The 20,006-nt window shown below is 40.3% G+C and carries 15 protein-coding genes and 2 pseudogenes; 11 read left to right on the forward strand and 6 right to left on the reverse strand.

Annotation, left to right across the window (positions count from 1 at the left end; all coding sequences use genetic code 11):
* Positions 1–57 precede the first annotated feature (57 nt).
* The 11 genes from G6Q06_RS08745 (at position 58) to G6Q06_RS04995 (ending at position 12,356) form a co-directional block, all read left to right on the forward strand.
* Positions 58–687, forward strand: a complete 630-nt coding sequence (locus G6Q06_RS08745; protein ID WP_163564219.1) for a DUF1104 domain-containing protein — start codon at positions 58–60, stop codon at positions 685–687.
* Between the two features lie 88 nt (positions 688–775).
* Positions 776–1,204, forward strand: coding sequence for a DUF1104 domain-containing protein (locus G6Q06_RS04950; RefSeq protein WP_163534898.1), 429 nt, complete (start codon positions 776–778; stop codon positions 1,202–1,204).
* Positions 1,205–1,299: 95 nt separating this feature from the next.
* The gene (locus G6Q06_RS04955) at positions 1,300–1,740 is read left to right on the forward strand and encodes a DUF1104 domain-containing protein (RefSeq protein ID WP_240329247.1); all 441 of its coding nucleotides are present in this window, start codon (positions 1,300–1,302) and stop codon (positions 1,738–1,740) included.
* A gap of 122 nt (positions 1,741–1,862) precedes the next feature.
* Positions 1,863–2,147, forward strand: coding sequence for a hypothetical protein (locus G6Q06_RS04960; RefSeq protein ID WP_163565893.1), 285 nt, complete (start codon positions 1,863–1,865; stop codon positions 2,145–2,147).
* Positions 2,131–2,349 carry a hypothetical protein gene (locus tag G6Q06_RS04965; protein ID WP_163533358.1) on the forward strand — a complete coding sequence of 73 codons (219 nt, stop codon included), beginning with the start codon at positions 2,131–2,133 and terminating at the stop codon, positions 2,347–2,349. The genes G6Q06_RS04960 and G6Q06_RS04965 overlap by 17 nt, the downstream gene beginning before the upstream one ends.
* Positions 2,350–2,425: 76 nt before the next feature.
* Positions 2,426–4,225, forward strand: a complete 1,800-nt coding sequence (typA, locus tag G6Q06_RS04970; RefSeq protein ID WP_163533359.1) for a translational GTPase TypA — start codon at positions 2,426–2,428, stop codon at positions 4,223–4,225.
* A gap of 10 nt (positions 4,226–4,235) precedes the next feature.
* A complete protein-coding gene (locus G6Q06_RS04975) occupies positions 4,236–6,587 on the forward strand; it encodes a ribonucleoside-diphosphate reductase subunit alpha (protein WP_205435888.1) in 2,352 nt (783 codons plus the stop codon).
* A gap of 67 nt (positions 6,588–6,654) precedes the next feature.
* The gene (locus G6Q06_RS04980) at positions 6,655–8,997 is read left to right on the forward strand and encodes an N-6 DNA methylase (protein ID WP_163565894.1); all 2,343 of its coding nucleotides are present in this window, start codon (positions 6,655–6,657) and stop codon (positions 8,995–8,997) included.
* A gap of 2 nt (positions 8,998–8,999) precedes the next feature.
* The gene (locus G6Q06_RS04985; RefSeq protein ID WP_163565907.1) at positions 9,000–10,073 is read left to right on the forward strand and encodes a Fic family protein; all 1,074 of its coding nucleotides are present in this window, start codon (positions 9,000–9,002) and stop codon (positions 10,071–10,073) included.
* Positions 10,074–10,158: 85 nt separating this feature from the next.
* Positions 10,159–11,589: a restriction endonuclease subunit S gene (locus G6Q06_RS08595; RefSeq protein WP_163565895.1), complete on the forward strand. Its 1,431-nt coding sequence runs from the start codon at positions 10,159–10,161 to the stop codon at positions 11,587–11,589.
* Complete coding sequence (locus G6Q06_RS04995; protein ID WP_163565896.1) at positions 11,541–12,356, forward strand: restriction endonuclease subunit S; 816 nt, start codon at positions 11,541–11,543, stop codon at positions 12,354–12,356. The genes G6Q06_RS08595 and G6Q06_RS04995 overlap by 49 nt, the downstream gene beginning before the upstream one ends.
* On the opposite strand, the gene G6Q06_RS05000 is transcribed toward G6Q06_RS04995, so the two are convergent.
* From G6Q06_RS05000 to napA, 6 genes and pseudogenes are all read right to left on the reverse strand, one after another.
* Positions 12,340–13,944, reverse strand: coding sequence for an SLC13 family permease (locus tag G6Q06_RS05000; RefSeq protein ID WP_240329248.1), 1,605 nt, complete (start codon positions 13,942–13,944; stop codon positions 12,340–12,342). The two genes, G6Q06_RS04995 and G6Q06_RS05000, sit on opposite strands and share 17 nt — an antisense overlap.
* Before the next feature lie 8 nt (positions 13,945–13,952).
* A pseudogene (locus G6Q06_RS08785) lies at positions 13,953–14,477 on the reverse strand (methyl-accepting chemotaxis protein); the annotation flags it as partial.
* A 189-nt stretch (positions 14,478–14,666) separates the two neighbouring features.
* A pseudogene (locus G6Q06_RS08790) lies at positions 14,667–15,281 on the reverse strand (PAS domain-containing protein); the annotation flags it as partial.
* 44 nt (positions 15,282–15,325) lie between these two features.
* The gene (gene napH, locus G6Q06_RS05010) at positions 15,326–16,120 is read right to left on the reverse strand and encodes a quinol dehydrogenase ferredoxin subunit NapH (protein WP_163565897.1); all 795 of its coding nucleotides are present in this window, start codon (positions 16,118–16,120) and stop codon (positions 15,326–15,328) included.
* Positions 16,120–16,878, reverse strand: a complete 759-nt coding sequence (gene napG / locus G6Q06_RS05015; protein ID WP_163533364.1) for a ferredoxin-type protein NapG — start codon at positions 16,876–16,878, stop codon at positions 16,120–16,122. Before napG ends, napH begins: the two co-directional genes overlap by 1 nt.
* A 1-nt stretch (position 16,879) precedes the next feature.
* A complete protein-coding gene (napA, locus tag G6Q06_RS05020) occupies positions 16,880–19,705 on the reverse strand; it encodes a periplasmic nitrate reductase subunit alpha (protein WP_163565898.1) in 2,826 nt (941 codons plus the stop codon).
* Between the last annotated feature and the right edge of the window lie 301 nt (positions 19,706–20,006).

Raw genomic sequence — 20,006 nt, forward strand, 5'->3', positions numbered from 1 at the left:
GTAATTTAGCTAACTAGCGCTAAGATCGCGCTTTATTTTACTAATTAAAGGTGGTTTATGCGTCAGTTTTTAAAAATTTTCACGATGGGTATGTTGGCTTTAGGTATTGCACACGCTGAAGAAATGGATTTTTCCAAGCTAAGCAATAAAGATTTGGTTAAAATGGCCGGTAAAGTGGACGCAAGTCAGGAACTAGAGTACCATGAGGAGGTACACAAACGCCTTAAAAAACTCAAGGGTGTTAAGGCTAGAGAGTTTCACAGACAAGTTGAGAGGGCTACTGTGGCTAATTTAAGCAAAATGAGTAAGAAAAAATTCATGGCTTTGCGTGAGGAAGTGGCCGGAAAATTAGAGGAAATGAAAAAAGAACACAGCCCAGAAGAATTAAAATCTATGGGCCTAGATGTTGAAATCTGTAAAGGTGAGCAAAGAAAAATCTTGTGCCATGTCAGACATGCTAGAAAAGGGCATAAAGGTGGAGCACACCATGGACAAATGCACAACGCGCATCACGAGGATAATGCAAGCCATGCAGAGCACCATGAAGAAGAACACAAAGCTCCGGAGGAACACGAAGCTCCTGCCAAAGCTCCTGCCAAAGCCCCAGCTAAGCAATCTACAGCTCCTGCTAAGCAATCTACAGCCCCAGCTAAAACTCCTGCAGAATCTAGCAAGCCTGCGGAGTAATAGACTACAAAATACACTGGCTCTTGGAGGGGTTGGGTTTAAGGTTGGGGGGTTAAATCGTTAAATATGGAGGATTTTTGTGGTGAATATGAAGTTAGGGATAGCTAGTTTAGTTATTGCTGGGCTCTGCACGGGTTTATTAGCAGAAAGTAATCCATTTGAGAGCAAAAGCGATAAGGAACTCATTGACATGGCCGGTAAGGTTGTGCCTAATCAGGTACCGGATTATAAAATGGAACTTTATAAACGCACTAAAAAAATGAAACCTGAACAACGCAAAAAGTTCTATGAAAAAGTCATGGCTTCTGCGGATAAAAACACGGCTAACATGACTATGGAGGATTTTGGTAAGCGCATGGAAGCTATCCATGCGGCGATGAAGGCTAGGATTGCTAAGATGACACGGGCGCAGTTTAAAGCCAGTGGGTTGTTTTGGGATCGTGGTCCACATGGACCAGGTTGTCCTTGTGATCACGGACCCCATGGAGATCACAAACCGCCACACCCCCATGACTAGTCTTGTTTGTGTGTATCTTTAGTTCTGGATTTTTGATTCAATGAAAAAGGCCTTGTATCTATTTGCATTTAATAAATTAATATAAGGAGTTGGAATTGACAAAAGTAAAATTAGGAATAGCCGGTTTAGTTATTGCCGGATTGTGCACGGGTTTATTGGCAGAAAGTAATCCATTTGAGAGCAAAAGTGATAAGGAACTTATTGACATGGCCGGTAAGGTTGTGCCCAATCAAGTACCAGATTATAAAATGGAGCTTTATAAACGCATGAAGAAAATGAATGCGGATCAGAAAAAGAAGTTCCATGATGAGCTCAAAGCATCTGCGGATAAAAACACAGCCAACATGACTATGGAAGAGTTTGAAAAACGCAGGGAAGCTATCCACGCGGCTATCAAAGCTAGGGTTGCTAAAATGACACGGGCGCAGTTTAAAGCCAGTGGGTTAGCTGGTAAAGCTTGTGGTTGCCATGCTAAATGTAATTGTGATATTGTAGGCCCCTGTAATTGTGGAGGAGAACACAAACACAAACACTAAAAAATCCTTTCCTCAGGCTAGCCTTGGGGGGGCTGGTATCTTTCTTAAAATCTAAAGGGTATTGCTAAGCTTGTTATGCTACACTTTCTTTAGGGCTTAGCCTGTAACACAAAAGGATTTTAATGAAGGATACAGCTTTAAGCGATGCTACAAACGCGGCTTGGTTTTTAGAAAAATACGCCCGCTTTGAAAATAGGGCTTATAAATCACTCAGACAAATCATAAAATCACAAGATATTTTAAAGCCAAACTTTTTAGTGAACAAAAAACCCCTACTTTTTGCATTCTTTTACTCAAACAAAAAGGTTTTAATAGATATAAAACGCGATCCTAGAAGTTTTGTGCTCAGGCTTTTGTATACTATGAGCGTTAAGAGTTATGGATTAATGCATGCAAGATTGGTTTGAAAAACTCTTAAAAGAATACAAGACCCGTCTCTTTGTAATTTATTGGGTGCGTTGGATGATCTCAGCTTTGGTGATGATGCCCTTCATGTTGCTTTTTGAATGGCTTCATGTCTCCCTTTGGCTTAATTTATTACTAGGCCAAAGTATCGGCGCGCTTATCTTTTTTAAGATAGATAAATTCATTTTCCGCTCCAAAGACTAATTTCAAATATCAGATTACCTAAGTAAAGTTAGGTTATACTGACCCCTCCAAAATTTTTATTTTACTGAGGTTTTAGATGCAAAAAATCAGAAACATCGCCGTTATTGCCCATGTTGACCATGGCAAAACCACTTTAGTAGACGGCTTACTCACCCAATCTGGGACTTTTAGTGCACATGATAAAATTGATGAGCGCATGATGGATAGCAACGACTTAGAAAAAGAGCGGGGTATCACCATTTTGTCTAAAAATACCGCTATCCACTACAAGGACACCAAAATTAATATCATAGATACTCCCGGGCATGCTGATTTTGGGGGCGAGGTAGAGCGGGTGTTAAAAATGGTAGATGGCGTACTGCTTTTAGTAGATGCACAAGAAGGCGTGATGCCGCAAACCAAATTTGTAGTCAAAAAGGCGTTAAGTTTTGGGATTTGCCCTATTGTGGTGGTGAATAAAATTGATAAAAGCGCAGCCCAGCCGGATAAAGTAGTAGATGAAGTCTTTGATTTATTTGTGGCTATGGGAGCGAGCGATGATCAGCTAGATTTTCCGGTTGTTTATGCAGCCGCACGCGATGGGTATGCTATCAAAGATCTAAATGATGAGAGAAAAAATTTAGAACCCCTTTTTGAGACTATTATTTCTCATGTTAAAGCCCCTAGTGGCGCGTCTAATGAGCCCTTACAAATGCAGATTTTCACTTTAGATTATGATAATTATGTGGGCAAAATTGGCATTGCACGGGTGTTTAATGGGCAGGTTAAAAAAGGAGATATGCTCTCTCTTTATAAAAGCGATGGGAGTAAGGAAAATGGCCGTATCACTAAATTAATTGGCTTTCTAGGGCTAGCGCGCATGGAAATTGAGCAAGCAGAAGCGGGCGATATTGTAGCTATTGCAGGTTTTAATGCGATGGATGTGGGCGATAGTGTGGTTGATTCTAATAATCCTATGCCACTTGATCCTATGCATCTTGAAGAGCCTACTATGAGTGTGGTTTTTGCAATCAATGATTCTCCACTAGCTGGTACAGAGGGCAAACATGTAACGGCTAATAAACTTAAAGATCGCCTATTTAAAGAAATGCAAACCAATATCGCGATGAAGTGTGAGGAAATGGGCGAGGGCAAATTTAAAGTGAGTGGACGCGGGGAGTTACAAATCACTATCTTAGCCGAGAATTTGCGCCGTGAGGGTTTTGAATTTAGTATCTCCCGCCCTGAAGTTATTGTAAAAGTACAAGACGGGGTAAAATTAGAGCCCTTTGAGCATTTAGTCATAGACACCCCGCAAGATTTTAGCGGAGCAATTATTGAAAGATTAGGAAGACGCAAAGCAGAGATGAAGGCAATGCAACCTATGGATGCGGGTTATAGCCGCTTGGAGTTTGAAATTCCAGCTAGGGGCTTAATTGGCTATAGAAGCGAGTTTTTAACCGATACAAAGGGCGAGGGGGTGATGAATCACTCCTTTTTAGAATTTAGGCCCTTTAGTGGGAGTGTAGAATCGCGCAAGAATGGGGCACTTGTGAGTATGGAAAATGGCGATGCCACCGCTTTTTCTCTTTTTAATATCCAAGAGAGAGGTACGCTTTTTATCAACCCGCAAACAAAGGTTTATATTGGCATGGTTATTGGCGAACACAGCCGCGATAACGATTTAGAGGTTAACCCTATTAAAGCCAAACACCTTACTAATATGCGCGCTAGTGGGAGCGATGAGGCGATCAAACTCACCCCACCTAGAATCATGGCTTTAGAGAGGGCTTTAGAGTGGATTGAAGAGGATGAGCTTTTAGAGATCACCCCTATTAATTTGCGTATCCGTAAAAAGACATTAGATCCAACCGCACGCCGACGCATCAAGAAATAAAGGTATTCCTATGGAAATAACAGCCACTAAACGCAACGAAAGTAAAATTTTGCAACAGATAGAACAGATTAAGCAAATTATCCACAAGGCTACAGAAGGCCTAACAGGTTTAGATAAACAAGAATTTGAAACAGAGGCTTATTTACACTGCAAAGCATCCCAAAACCTTTTTACAAGTTTGATTAAAATGGCGGTGGATAGAATAGATGTAGACGCGCCTAACTGGAGTTTTGTAGCAGCAAGGCTTTTTTTAGAGGATTTATACCAGAAAGTAAGCGGTTCTAGTGAATATCCGCCTTTAAGGGCGTATTTGGAGCTGGGTGAAAGCAAGGGGCGTATCGCGCGGGGGTTTAAAGAAAAGTTTGATTTAGAATTACTTGATAGTGCTTTAAGACCTGAGCGCGATTGGCAATTTAATTATCTAGGCATTAAAACGCTGTATGATCGCTATTTGCTTAAAGATGAATCCAACCACCCCATAGAATTACCCCAGCATATGTTTATGGCTATTGCGATGTTTTTAGCCCAAAATGAGAGCGATCCTAATGCCCGCGCTTTAGAATTTTACGGGGTATTAAGCCGCTTTGAACTCATGTGTGCCACCCCAACTTTGGCCAATGCTAGAACCCCTAACCACCAGTTAAGTTCTTGCTACATTGGAAGCACTCCGGATAATATTGAGGGTATTTTTGATAGCTATAAAGACATGGCTTTACTCTCTAAATATGGCGGGGGTATTGGCTGGGATTTTAGCCAAGTGCGCTGTTTGGGTAGTTTTATTGATGGGCATAAAAGCGCGAGTGCAGGCGTGATTCCCTTTTTAAAAATTGCTAATGATGTAGCGGTGGCGGTGGATCAACTAGGTACGCGTAAAGGCGCGATTGCAGTGTATTTAGAAATCTGGCACATGGATATTTTAGAATTTATTGATCTGCGCAAAAATAGCGGGGATGAGCGCCGCCGTGCCCACGATCTTTTCCCAGCTCTTTGGATCTGTGATTTGTTCATGCAAAGAGTGGAGGCAGATCAAGAGTGGACACTTTTTGACCCCTATAGATGTCAAGATTTAACCGCAGTGTTTGGTGCAGCATTTGAGGCAAAATATTTAGCCTACGAGCAAGATAGCCAAATGGTTAAACACCGCATAAAGGCGCGTGATCTATGGAAAAAGATTCTTACCAACTACTTTGAAACGGGTTTACCCTTCTTAGGCTTTAAAGATAATGCTAATCGCGCCAATCCTAATAGCCATGTTGGCATGATCCGCTCTTCTAATTTATGTACCGAGATTTATCAAAACACCAGCAGTAGCCATTACAAAATGCAAATAGATTTTACAGATGGTAGCCAAGCTTTCTATGAGGAATTAGAGGAAGTGTGCACAGATACCGGTATTACTAAAAGAGCCAATAAACTTAGTAGCAATGATTCTTTGGGGGGTAAAAAGATTTTCATGGCAAGTAAAGTCGCTGAGGAGGGAATGGTGGCTGTGTGCAATTTGGCGAGTTTAAATTTAAGCAAGGTGAATAGTGCGCAGGATTTAGAGCGAGTCGTGCCTATTGCGGTGCGCATGCTAGATAATGTCATTGATCTAAATTTTTATCCTATTTCTAAGGCTAAAAAGACCAATTTAAAAAGCCGTGCTATTGGTTTGGGGGTGATGGGCGAGGCACAGATGTTAGCAGAGGCGCGCATTAAGTGGGGGAGCGCTGAACATGCTAGTAAAATGGATACCTTGTTAGAGAAAATGAGCTATGAGGCTATTAAAGCAAGTAGCCAGCTAGCTATTGAGCGGGGGAGTTATGCCTATTTTGAGGGTTCGGCTTGGAGTCAGGGGATTTTTCCAATAGATTATATCAAGCAAGAAGTTAAAGAGATTAGCCCGTATAAACCCCGCTGTGATTGGAAAGGTCTTAAAAAGAAAGTCAAAGAGCAGGGCTTGAGAAATGGCTATTTAATGGCCATTGCGCCCACAAGCTCTATTTCTATTTTGGTAGGTACGACCCAAACCATTGAGCCTATTTATCAAAAAAAGTGGCTAGAGGAGAATTTAAGCGGGTTAATCCCGGTTGTTGTGCCTTCTTTAAGTTTAGAAACTTGGCCCTTTTACACCTCTGCCTATGATATTGATGCTAAAGATATGATTAAGTTAGCAGCGGTGCGCCAAAAATGGATCGATCAGGGGCAGAGTCTGAATCTATTTTTGCGCCCTAAAAAAGCTAGCGGGAAACTCTTGCATGAAATTTATTATTTGGCTTGGAAACTAGGGCTTAAATCCACCTACTACCTACGCACGCAAAGCCCGGATCTAGAAATCCAAAACATCTTAGATCGATCCATAGAATGTTATCAGTGCCAGTAGGATAAATGTAGCCTATTAGTTTAAAGGAGGGGCATCTAAAAACTAAAATCACACCGCAAGGGTATAGATGTTTGAGGAAATTTTTAAGGATAGTTTGGCACTAGAGTTTTTTAAACCAGATTTGATCACAGATTTAAAGACAAGGGCAGAGCAGAGCAAAAAGAAGGGCTATATTACCTGCCTTGTGCGGGATAAAGCTATTAAATTAACTCCTGAGGAGGTGGTGCGCCAACTTTATCTAGCTAAACTCATAGAGGAGTACCACTACCCCAAAGAGCGCATTTTATTAGAATATTCCATTCATTTTGGTCGCGAAGTAAAAAGGGCTGATATTGCAGTGCTTGATCAAGAAAATAACCTATATATTGTGGTGGAGCTTAAAAAACCCAAGAAAAAAGAGGGGATAGCACAGCTAAAGAGCTATGCCCATGCTAGCGGAGCACCCTTAGCCGTGTGGAGCAATGGAGCAGATGAAATTATCTTGCATCGTAGAAACCCCAATCACTTTATTAGTATCCCACATTTGCCCCATTACAATCAAAGTTTAAAAGAGGTACTTAGCGAGCAATTTAAGTATGTGGATTTACTTAAAAAAGATGTTTTGAGCAAAGAGGGCTTAAATTTAAAATCGCGTATTCTCTTGATAGAAGATGAGGTGCTAGCTGGGGCAGGAGTGGATGCCTTTGAGGAGGTTTTTAAACTCATTTTTATTAAACTTTATGATGAACTTAGCACTTATCGCAAAGATAAAAAACTAATCAATGATTACTACAATGCTCTAGACTATAAAGACAGGGTTAAAGCAGATAAACTTTATGAAAAGATGCACAATTTAGAGTTTAGAAATTATGAGGGTACGGGCAATCAGGAATTTAAAGATCGTTTAGAGCACTTATTTACAGAGTCTAAAGAGAAATGGCCGGGTATTTTTGCTAAAGAGAGCAGCATCGCCCTAACCCCTAGCCATTTAGAAGTGTGTGTGAGTGTGTTACAAGAGTGTAAATTTTTTAACTCCAATTTAGAGGTGATTGATGAGGCCTTTGAATATTTGGTTAGTAAAGATTATAAGGGCGAGAAGGGGCAGTATTTCACTCCCCGTTATGTGATTGATATGTGTGTCAAAATGCTTAATCCTAAACCCCATGAAAGCATGATCGATCCAGCCGCTGGGAGTTGTGGGTTTCCTATCCACACAGCCTTTTATGTGTGGCGCCAGATTTATCGCAGTGCTGATTTAGATGAGCAAGAAATGCTTAGTGCAGAGGAAAAAAACCCGGAGGCGCTAGATTATGTCAAACGCAAGGTCTTTGCAATTGATTTTGATCGCAAAGCTGTACGCGTAGCCCGTGCACTTAATATTATTGCCGGAGATGGGCATACCAATGTTTTTAAACTCAATGCCCTTGATTTTCCTAAGTGGAATGATAATAAAGTAGATGATGTAAGCGAAGAATTTAATAGAAATTTAAGGGATTTATTACAACATAGAGAAAACCCCAAATCTAAAAATTACCGGTATTTTAACTTTGATATTGTCATGGCCAATCCTCCCTTTGCAGGCAATATTAAAGAGTCTTATCTTAAAAATTACGAGCTTAGACACACCATTAATTTTGAAAAGACAGAAAAATCAGAAAATGCGCGGATTTTAAAAGAGCCTACTTTTGATGAATGTCTAGAAGATCCCCAAGCACTTGTAGAGACTAAAGAGGGTTATAAGAAGATCAAAATCAAAGAGCAAAAAGAGGTGAGTCGCGATGTGCTCTTTATTGAGCGCAACTTAGATTTATTAAAGCCGGGTGGGCGCATGGCAATTGTACTGCCTCAAGGGCGTTTTAACAATGCTAGCGATCAATATATCCGTGAGTTTATCGCCCATCGTGCGCGCATTTTAGCGGTTGTGGGTTTGCACCCTAATGTATTTAAACCCCATACAGGCACTAAGACTAGCGTTTTATTTTTGCAAAAATGGGATGAAAAACTATGCCCCTATAAAGAGGATTACAATATCTTTTTTGCCACCATGCAAGAGCCTAGTAAGGACAGTTCGGGGGATAAAATCTATGTTAAGAAAGAACGCATCAAAATCCAAAGCACACTAGATGACCAAACCACAACCCAAGAATTGACCCTAGAGGATTTTTATACCAAATATCCCAGTTTAGAGGCAGCTAACTTTATAAAATTTGAGGGACGCAAGATCACAGACGAGGATTATAAAAAACTCACAGAGAGTGAACAAAAACAAGCGTGTAAGCAAACAGCTATTTTAGATACTACCCCTCTTTTAGATAAACATGGGCATCTCATTGTCAAACACGATCTTTTTAGCCACGAGGGGCTCACAAAAGAAGGCATTGCTGAGGCTTTTATTGATTTTGCTAAGAGCGAGGGTTTGAGTTTTTGGTGAGGATGGAAGGGTTTATCCCTAAAGAGTTACCCCCAAATTTTACCCCTGATGCGCGCATTTATGCGCTATTAGTCTATGCTTCTAGAGAATTAGGCGAACTTAATGGTGTGGCTAAAATTATCCCTAACCAGAATATCTTAATCAACTCCCTAGTCTTGCAAGAGGCCAAAGAATCTAGCGCCATTGAGAATATCATCACCACACATGATGAACTATTCCTAGCCCAAATTGAACCCAGCCAAATTACCAAAAACGCTAAAGAAGTGCAAAATTATGAGAAAGCCCTCAAAACGGGCTTTGCGCTTATCAAGCAAGAAAAACTTTTACGCAATAAACACCTTTTAGAAATCCATAAACAATTAGAGGGAAATGATGCAGGTTTTAGGGTTCAAAAAGGCACGAAACTTAAAAATCCAGCCACAGGCCAGATCAAGCACATTCCGCCCCAAAACAAAGAGGATATTTTAAGATTGATGGGTAATTTAGAGCGTTATATCAATGAGGAAATGGATTCCTTAGACCCCCTTGTTAGACTAGCCATTATCCATTACCAGTTTGAAACAATCCACCCTTTTTACGATGGAAATGGCAGATGCGGGCGGATTTTAAATGTTTTATACCTCACTTATAAAGGTTTATTGAACCTGCCCATTTTATATTTGAGTGCCTATATCATCAAACATAAGGATCGTTACTACCAACTTTTAGCACAGGTGAGTCAAAGCGGGGATTTTAGCGATTGGGTGGCTTACATGCTAGAAGGAATTGTACAAAGCGCACGGGCAACTATTCAGAGAGTTGAAAAAATTAAGCAGGCTATGCAGGTATATCAGCAAATTTTACAAAAACGAGCGCCCAAGATTTACAGCAAGGATTTAGTAGAGATTTTATTTTCTTACCCTTACACAAAAATAGAGTTTTTAGAAAACCGCTTAAAAATCCACAGACAAACAGCTTCTTCCTATCTTAAAGAATGTGAAAACTTAGGAATACTCTGTAGTGCTAAAAGGGGTAGGGATAAATACTTTATCAATAAAGCTTTATTTAGAATTTTATCTCAAGAACTGATATGTTGAAATTTTTACATTTTTTCGACACATTTACAGAATATGTCGAAATTTTGCGCTTTTTTTAACATGTTGATCTAGTAAGGAAAGCCAGATGTCCCACCCCATAGCCCAAAAATACCCCCACCTAGAAGTGAGTGTTTTAAAATTAAGTGAAGTAAAAAGAAATAGTACAACTTTTAGGCTAGATAGTGAACCTTTTAAGCGGTCAAATTTATACATCAAGGATAATTTAAACTATATAGAATTATCAGAAATTGCAATAATTAATCCTAGCAAAGTAGAAATAGCAAAACTACCAAAGTCAATGCGGGTTACATTCTTATCCATGCAAAATTTGGGTAGTGGAGCAATTAACGAAAAACAAAGCGGAACTATAAAGGATTTTGAAAAGGGATATACCTATTTTGCAGAAAATGATATTTTAATTGCAAAAATTACACCTTGTATGGAGCATGGAAAATGCGCTATTGCCTTCAACTTAAATAATAAAATTGGTTTTGGTAGCACAGAATTTAATGTTTTTCGTATCAAAGATAATCGTTTTTTAACAGCATTTGTTTTTTGCTATCTAAATAGAGAAGACATTAGAAAAATTGCAACGAAACACATGGTTGGCACAAGCGGACGACAAAGAGTGCCAACATCATTTTATAAGACTCTCAAAATCCCCCTTCTTCCCCTCTCCTTCCAAAAACACATAGAAACCTTAGTCAAACGCGCCCATGCGTGTTTAGAACAAAGTAAAGCCCTTTATAAAGAGGCGCAGGATTTACTGAGTAGCCAGTTAGGGTTAGATTCTAAGGGTTTAATTAATAACCTTTCTAACTCTAATCACACCATTAAAACCCTCAAAGAGAGTTTTTTAAAAACCGGGCGGTTGGACGCGGAATATTATCAAGAGAAGTATGAGAGAATTGAAGCGTTGATTAAAAATTACCCGGGTGGTTGGGGTGTTATTCGCTCTTATTTCTGGCATAACAAGGAAAGTTGCCCACTAAAACATTCTAGATATTTTTACATTGAAATAAGTGATATAGCGGTTGGGAGTGGTGCGATTTGCTACCATTCTTTAGACAAGGCAGAACTTCCTGATAATGCAAAAATTCTAGCTAGGCATGGCGATTTGCTAGTTTCTAAAGTGCGGCCAAATAGAGGAGCAGTTGCCATCATTAATCACACAGCACCCAATATTATCGTTAGTGGCGCATTTGTAGTACTACGCGAAATTGGAGGGTTCAGAAAAGAGGTGTTACAGGTATTGTTAAGATTACCATTGTATAAAAAATATCTTTTAAAGTGGAATGTTGGCACTTCTTACCCCGTAATCAAGGATAAGGACATTCTAGATTTGCCCATCCCCAAAATCCCCCAAAGTATCCAAGAGCACATCGCTAAATACCTCCAAAAAAGTTTTGCTTTGCGCCAGCAAGCCTATAAAGAGCTAGAAAAAGCTAAAGTAGAAGTAGAGCGCGCTTGTGCGGGGGGGGGGGGGGGGGAAATATCCCTCTTAAATGCCGCTTAAAGAAGCGTTTAACTCCCATTAAATCTCTTTTAAAACAAGCTAGATTAGCTTATAGAAACGCCGAGTGGCTGTTACTAGAAACTCTTTTAACCCATACTCCCAAAAACTACACCACTAAAACTTTTAAAGAGAGTTTTTTAAAAACAAGGCGATTAGATGCGGAATATTATCAAGAAAAGTATACACACAATGAAAACCTAATCAAAGCCCACCCCCATGCTAGATTAAAAGATTTAGTACGCATTAAAAAGTCTATAGAACCGGGTAGTGATGCTTATAAAAATGCAGGTGTGCCCTTTGTGCGGGTGAGTAATTTAAGCCCTTTTGATCTAAGTGCTAGCATGATTTTTTTAGATTCCAAAAGAGATTTAGAATCGCTTTATCCTAAACAAAATGAAGTGTTATTTAGTAAAGATGGCAGTGTAGGGATTGCTTATTGTGTGCCACAGGATTTAAAAATAGTGCTAAGCAGCGCCATTTTACGGCTTGAAATCAAGAATCGCAATATAATTAGCCCCCATTATTTAAGCCTAGTTTTAAATAGCCAAATAGTAAAGCTACAAGTTAAAAGAGAAAGTATAGGTTCTGTGATTGCACATTTAAAACTTAGCAAAATTTCTAACTTGCTTATCCCTCTACTAGATAAACAAATCCAACAAAACATAGAAATTAAACTTAAAAAAAGCGCTGATCTGCGTACCCAATCTTTTACATTTTTAAAGAGGGCAAAGGCTGAGGTTGAAAGGGCAATTAACCTACCAAATTAAGCATTCTAGCCACACCTAAGAAGATTAAAGATAATCCCCAAAGCCAGATAAAGCTATAGGCAATATGCCTTCCTAAAGAGAGTTTAGCAAGCCCTAATCCTAACCAAAGGGCTGGAGAAAAGGGCGAAACAAAAGTACCTAAAGTTGCACCAATAAGCATGCAATAACCCACGCTTTGGGCTTGCCCCGTGGGTGCTAGATGGGCGATGATAGGAAAGAAGGTAAAATAATAGCTATTGGTATCTAAAACTAATTTAAGAGGTACACCTAAAGCGCCTACTATCCACTGCAAAGAGGGCAATAAAGAAGCGGGGAGATAGGCAGTTAAATTTTTAGCAATGGCTTCTAACATGCCCGATCCGCTTAAAATACCAATATACACCCCCGCGCTTAATAAAATCAAGGCCATAGAAATAGCTTCAGGGGAGCATTCTTTAATCTTAGCCATACACGCCTTAGGGCTGTCATAATTAATCAGCAAGACAACACAAAGTGCAATTAAAAAGCAAAATTCAGGGGGTAAAATTTTACATATCACCGCTGATAATGCAAGTACTGCCACGCACAAATTAGGGATAAAATGTTTTGCTGCATCTAGATTAGGGGTTTCTATCTCTTTTGAATTATTAGAGGGCAGGTTATCAGCAGGCAAAGCTTTTAAGCGTCTTGTTTCTTTATAACCTAAAATCGCTGCTAAAAGAAGGATACAACAAAAGCCAATGGCTTGTAAAGGCAAAAGAGGATAATAAAGCGTGCTAGTTTCTACTCCAAGTACGCTAGCCACACGCCCTAAAGGGCCTCCCCAAGGCAAAAGATTAGCCAGCCCTGCGCTAGCAGCCACTAATAACATTAAAAGATAGCGATTAAGCCTAAGACGCTCATAAATAGGCAAGAGTGGGGGGATTACTACTAAAAAGGTACTAGCTCCTGAGCCGTCTAAGTGCACAAGTGTAGCGATGATGCATGTACCCACACAAATAGCAATTGCATTTCCCTTAGAAAGGGCGATGATAGTTTTAATTAGAGGGTTAAAAAGACCGACATCGTTAAGAATAGCAAAAAAGAGAATAGCAAAGATAAACATCAGCGCGATATTAAAAACTTTGTTAACACCATGTCTAAGATAAGAAACAAGTACATGGGAGTGATCTAAAAAGGTACGCCAGATTGAATGGGTTTGTAACATCTCTTTTATGGCGTTTTCAAAGGGGGTTTGAATTTTAAGGGCTTTTAATCCGGCCTTGTAGGCTTGGTAAAGCTCTTTTTCATTCACTACAGCGTTTTTAGGCTTTTTATTAAAATCATTGAGATTGAGGGTTTTATAAGCGGCTTTTTTAAAATGGGTGATTACATCTTTTGGGAGGGGTTGTAAATGTAGTTTTTGTAAAAAAGTTTTAATGTATCTAGGTTTAAGCAAATAAGCATAATTATTGGCAACAACCTTATGCCCAATAAGGCCGCTAGCGATCCAAAAACCAAGTAAGCCGATTAAAGGTACAAGGGTGAGCGCAACCATTGGAGTTAGGCGTTCGCGCAAAAGCGTATAAATAAGTGTAGCAATGATAGCACATGCAAAGAAAGTTAACATCAATGCTCAGATTTAAGTAAGGTACTAATTTCATTGGTTGCCTCGCCGGTTTTGCTAGCTAATTTACTCACCTCATCAGCCACCACCGCAAACCCGCGTCCATGTTCACCCGCGCGTGCGGCTTCAATGGCGGCATTGAGGGCTAATAAATTGGTTTGTTTAGCAATGCTATCAATCTTAGCAATCACTTCAACGATATTTGATAAATTTGCCTTAGTTTGTTTGTTAAATTCCTCTTCTTTGGCAAAATACTCATCTTGTTTCTTTTGTGCATCAATATTAGAAAGCACGCCCACAATACGCTTTGTACTTAAATTTCCCTCATCTTTTCTAAGGGCGGTTGCTTGGAATTTATAAGCGTAGTGATTTGTCTCATCTATGGGCTTGATCATGATCTCTAATTCTATGGGTTTAATTGCTTGGTTTTGGTGCAAATCTGAGGCTAATTTTCCTAATGCCTGCAAAAAGAGAGGTTTACTCTCAGCAGAGAGGCAATTAATAAGGCTTTGTAAAGACACTTCCTTAGTATGCATCACACTTTGGGGCAAATGGGGGGAAAACCAACAAGAATTTTTAGGGTCTAAAATATCTGTTCCTTGCAAACAAATATCAAAGAGCTGATCGGAGATAAGGGATAAAGAAAGATTAAATCGTTCAATCACCTTGTCTAATTCTTGTCTGTGGTGTATCTCATTATCAATATCTTGAATAGATCCGGCAATAAAAATTGGATTGCCCGCTTCATCGCGTTTTACCTCTCCATTATTGTTAAAGTATTTATAAACCCCTTGCTTATTTTTTAAGCGGTATTGGCTTGAATAAGTGGATTTTCCGCTTTTATCCGCTAGGCATGCAAAAAAGGCCGCATAGGTTCTATCAGCATCATCAGGGTGAACGCGATCTGCCCAAGCAGAGAGCAGATTGGGAAATTCCTTTTCATCTTGAAAACCTAGTAACTCGCGATACCTTTTAGACCATATAAAAGGGGTGCTACCATCTACTTTTCCATCCTTAGGATAATACATATACCACGATCCGTTTAAATTAGCATCAATCATTTTTTGGTTAATAGAAAACTCCGCTTCAAGGGCTTGGTGTTTTTCTGTTAATTCTTTGATTTGCTGGTGCAAATGGATAGACTCCTCTATGCGCGCTTGTAAGGCTTTGATTAATTGTGTAAAAGTTTTAAGCAGCGTACGCGCACTTTCAGAGGGAAACTCGTTAAAATTTTGTAAGCTAGAGTGGATTTGATCTAAAACCTTCATATCGTTTAAATCTGTTGGTGTGAGATTTGTAGCCAAACGATCTAAAAAACGGATATAAGCACCAGAAAACATAGCAGGCCTTTAAGGATTAATTTATCGGTGGTACTATAGCAAAATTAGGCGCGTTGCCCAAAACTCCCTTTTAAATCCAAAATACTAAAATGTAGCGCATCATCTTCGCACACTTCAATACAACGCCCGCAGCGGATACACTCCCCTGAATTCACCGCTACACTCTCTACTCCCACCATCCAAAGTACCTGCACCTCAGGGCATATCTCTAAGCATAAATCGCACTTGGTACAGCGCATGGCATTGTGTTCTACTTTTAAAAGCGCATAACGGCCTATCACAGAATAAAACGCACCTAAAGGACACAGACGCGAGCAAATGAGGCGATCGCCTAAAAAAGTATCTACACAAAAGAGAAAAAAACCAACTATTAACCAAGAAGCCGTGCCATAAATAATGCCTCTTTGCACAATGCCAATATAAGACACACTTTCAAATGCAGGTAAAGAGAGAATAAAGGAAAGTGCTAGGCTCAAGATTAAAAGAATGTAGCGCAGGTTTTTAGGCAGAGTCAAACTAACACCTTTAAAGGCAAATTTACGCCTAACCCATGCGGCAAAATCTACAATTAAATTAATAGGGCACACCCAAGAACAAAAGCTCCGCCCTAAAAAAAGACCATAAATCGCCCCTATCAATAACGCCCCTAAGAGTACTAACATATCCACATGCAAACTAGCCAAAAAAACTTGTAAAGTAGCAAAAGGATCGCTAAGTGGGATGGTATTAAAAAGCATAGAGGCGCTTAGATTACCCTTTAAAATAAAACCAGCAGAAGTACTCATAAAGAGTAATAAAATACCAATTTGTACGATGCGTCTGGCGATGAGGTAGCGCATTAAAGCCCCTTGTTAAGGTAGTCTAGTGGGTTATCTGTTTTAGGATTAAGCGTATTGGGTTTGGCATTTTTAAGTTGTTTTCGATCTTGTTCTTGAGTGCCCCAGCTTTTGACATAGTGTTTACCCGCCTCTCCGCTTACAAAGGCGGTAGGTAGAATTTTAATAGAGGGTTCTTTGGTGATACAGGCGCGTTCACAAAGCCCACAGCCCACGCACGCACTAGGCTCTACAACCGGCAAAGTATAAGTGTGCTCGCCGGTGTGCTTATTGTGTCTACTTTCTAATTTAATGGCTTTATCTATTAAAGGGCACACACGATAACACACATCACAGCGCACCCCCCAAAACGCCACACAAGCCACCGGATCAATTACAGCAATCCCCATTTTTAGCGAAGAAATCCCTTGATCTTTTTTAAGGTGTTTTTTATCTAGCGCATCGGTGGGGCAGGCTTTAATACAAGGAATATCTGGGCAAAGATAACAAGGAGTTTTGCGGGCTTCAAAAAAGGGAGTGCCCATTTTAGGATAATCTAGCAGGGTGGCAAGTTTTAGCGTATCATAGGGGCAAGCTTTTACACATAGCGCACAGCGCACACACAGACTTAAAAAACGCGCCTCATCTTCAGCCCCCGGGGGTCTAAGCGCGTAGGCATCTTGGCTATATTTGGCCTTAAGCATCGCACTTAAAAACGCTCCTCCCCCTACACATAAACAGGCCCCCTTGAATGCTGTTTGCAAGAAAGCCCGTCTTTGCATTTTAAACCTTAGTGATCTTCACCGCACACTTTTTATAATCAGTTTGCTTAGAGATAGGACAAGTGGCATCTAAACAAACCTTATTGATAAAAACATTCTCATCAAACCAAGGCACATAAACTAAACCTACGGGGGGTTTATTGCGCCCGCGCATATCTACCCTAGCCTTTACCCTGCCGCGTCGTGATTCAATCCACACCGCATCGCCTTGATTAATCCCTAATTTTTCCCCATCTTTGCTATTCATATAACAAAGCGCTTCAGGCACTGCTCTAAAGAGCTCAGGCACGCGCATAGTCATTGTACCGCTATGCCAGTGCTCTAAAACCCGCCCGGTAGCTAGCCAGAAGGGGTATTCTTTATCGGGGCGTTCAGGGGCTTTCATGAAGGGTCTAAAGAAAATTTTGGCTTTATTTTCTAGACTTTTGGGTTCTTTAGTTTGTGGACCCTTTAGATTACCACTCACCACCTTTTTCATGAGTTTTCCATAAAAGGCAAAATCTGAATCAGGCGCGGCCTTTTTAGCGTAGTAGTCGTATTTTGTGTTAAAGCGCCATCTAGTTTCTTTGCCATTAACCACAGGCCAGCGCAAACCTCTAGTGCGGTGGTAGTCATCAAAATAGGCCAAGTCATGCCCATGCCCGATGCCAAATTTGCGGTATTCTTCCCAAAGATATTTTTGGATAAAGAAACCATAACCCTTAAAGGGTTTGCCATCACTGCCTATTACATGGCGTCTATCCCCATGTACTTCTGAATTAGGTGCACCCCTGCCGACAGGATCACTGGCTAAAAACTTCTTAGCGTATTTATTAGCAAAGAGTACATCATAAAGCGTATCATTTTCATGGTAGCCCATTTTTCTAGCCTCAGCTAAGACATTGGGTAGAGTGAGTTTATCATTGACTTTTTGCTCTTTCCAAACCTCTTTGAGTTTAAAGCGTTTAGCAAATTCTAAAATTTGCCAAGTATCACTCATTGCAGAACCCACCGGTGTAACTTGTTGTTTCCAGTGTTGTGATCGACGCTCTGCATTGCCATAAGCCCCCCATTTTTCATAAATCATCGCAGTAGGCAAAATCAAATCCGCTACCTTTGCGCTAATCCCGGGATAACAATCACTCACCACGATAAAATTATCCATTTCTCTAGCTGCTGCAACCCAGTGGTTAGCATTAGCCGTATTTTGCCAAGGGTTATTAACCTGCACCCAGATAAATTTGACCTTGCCATCTTCAAGCGCGCGCATCATCGCCAAAAAGTCATAACCGGGTTTGGGATTGATTGTACCTTTTGGCAAATGCCAGAGTTTTTCAGCTGTTTTGACATGTTCGGGGTTTGTAACAACCATATCAGCTGGCAAGCGGTTAGCAAAAGTACCCACCTCTCTAGCAGTCCCACAAGCACTAGGTTGACCGGTTAAGGAAAACGCCCCAGAGCCCGGTTTAGCTTGTTTGCCTAAGAGGAAGTGTACCATGTAAGCTTGTTCGTTAACCCAAGAACCGCGGGTGTGTTGGTTAAATCCCATAGTCCAAAAACTCACGACTTTACGCCCCTTTTCTATGTAAAGATTAACTAAAGCTTGCAATTTTTGTTTAAAGCCATCTAAAGGCTCGTTAGCATCGCCTTTAGCCACTTGTGCCACATAGTCTAAAGTATAGGGTTCAAGGGCTTTTTTAAACTCCTCAAAAGTAATTTGCCAGTGTTTACCCGCCTCTTTTTGGTGTTTCATTTCAAATACCTGACCTGCTTTAACCCCTAAATGTTGCAAAGCAACTGCCTCTTCTTTGTCTAAAGTGATGGCATTTTGCTTTTTTACAATCTCTTTTTCACTGGGGCGGAATTTGGGGTGGTTAGGGTTATTGCGCATGCCATAGCCAATATCTGCATAGCCGGTTGTAAAGATAGTGTGTTTACTAACAAAGTCTTGATCGATGACTTCAGGGTGTTTATAAACAATTTCCCTAGCGATGTAATTCCAGATAGCTAGATCGCTATTAGGTGTAAAGATAATTTCCATATCTGCTACGCCAGAGGTGCGGTTAGAAAAAGTGGTGAGATTAACCACGCGCACTCTATCCGGATTACTAAGCTTTCTATCACTCACCCTAGACCACAAAATGGGGTGCATTTCTGCCATATTCGCCCCCCAAGTGATGATTGTATCTGTCTCTTCAATATCATCATAGCACCCGCTAGGTTCATCAATACCAAAGGTTTGTAAAAACCCGGCTGCGGCACTAGCCATGCAGTGGCGTGCATTTGGATCGATATTATTGCCTCTAAAGCCAGCTTTCATAAGTTTACTAGCTGCATAACCCTCTGGGATTGTGTACTGTCCGCTTGCAAAAACCCCAACACCAGTAACCCCGATTTCGTTGTAGTATTTTTTAAACTGCTTTTCCATTTCATCAAAGGCGCGTTTCCAAGAAACTTGTTTAAACTTACCTTTTTTATCAAACTCACCCACTTCATTTACCCGCAAAAGCGGCTCAACTAGGCGATCAGCGCCGTACATAATCTTGGCGTTAAAGTAACCTTTAATGCAGTTTAAACCTCTATTTACAGGAGCTAGTGGATCGCCTTTAACCGCTACGATCTTATCATCTTTAGTAGCGACCATGATTCCACAACCCGTACCACAAAAACGGCACACCGCCTTATCCCATTTCCAATCTCTTTGGGCTTGTTGGGCTTTTGCTACTAGGGCTGGGGGGGTGAGCAACCCTGCACTACCCATAGCCGAAGTGATGGCCACTGATTTTAAAAAATCCCGTCTGCTATTATCCTCAATAGGATTGTCGTGTTTTGATACTTCAGATGACATAGACTCTCCTTTATATAAGTTAGTGTTTTCATTATACTAAAAATTTGTTAGTCTTTTAGTAACACAACCTGTTTTTAGAAAGCTAGCATATGGAAAATAAGGCACATTTAATAAGTTGATCATATCAAGCCCACTATAAATAAGGCCAAGATGCGATGCGTCTCTCATTTTTGTCGGGTGGTTTCGGATTTAGGCGACCAATTAAGCCCCCCTTAAGCTTAAAAACTATACAATACGCCTTTTGCTAAATAGCAAGTGCTAAGCAAATGCTAAAGCAAGCGATCTTTGACATTTAAGCAAG

It is taken from the genome of Helicobacter suis, from assembly GCF_902196135.1.
GTDB classification, from domain to species: domain Bacteria; phylum Campylobacterota; class Campylobacteria; order Campylobacterales; family Helicobacteraceae; genus Helicobacter; species Helicobacter suis_A.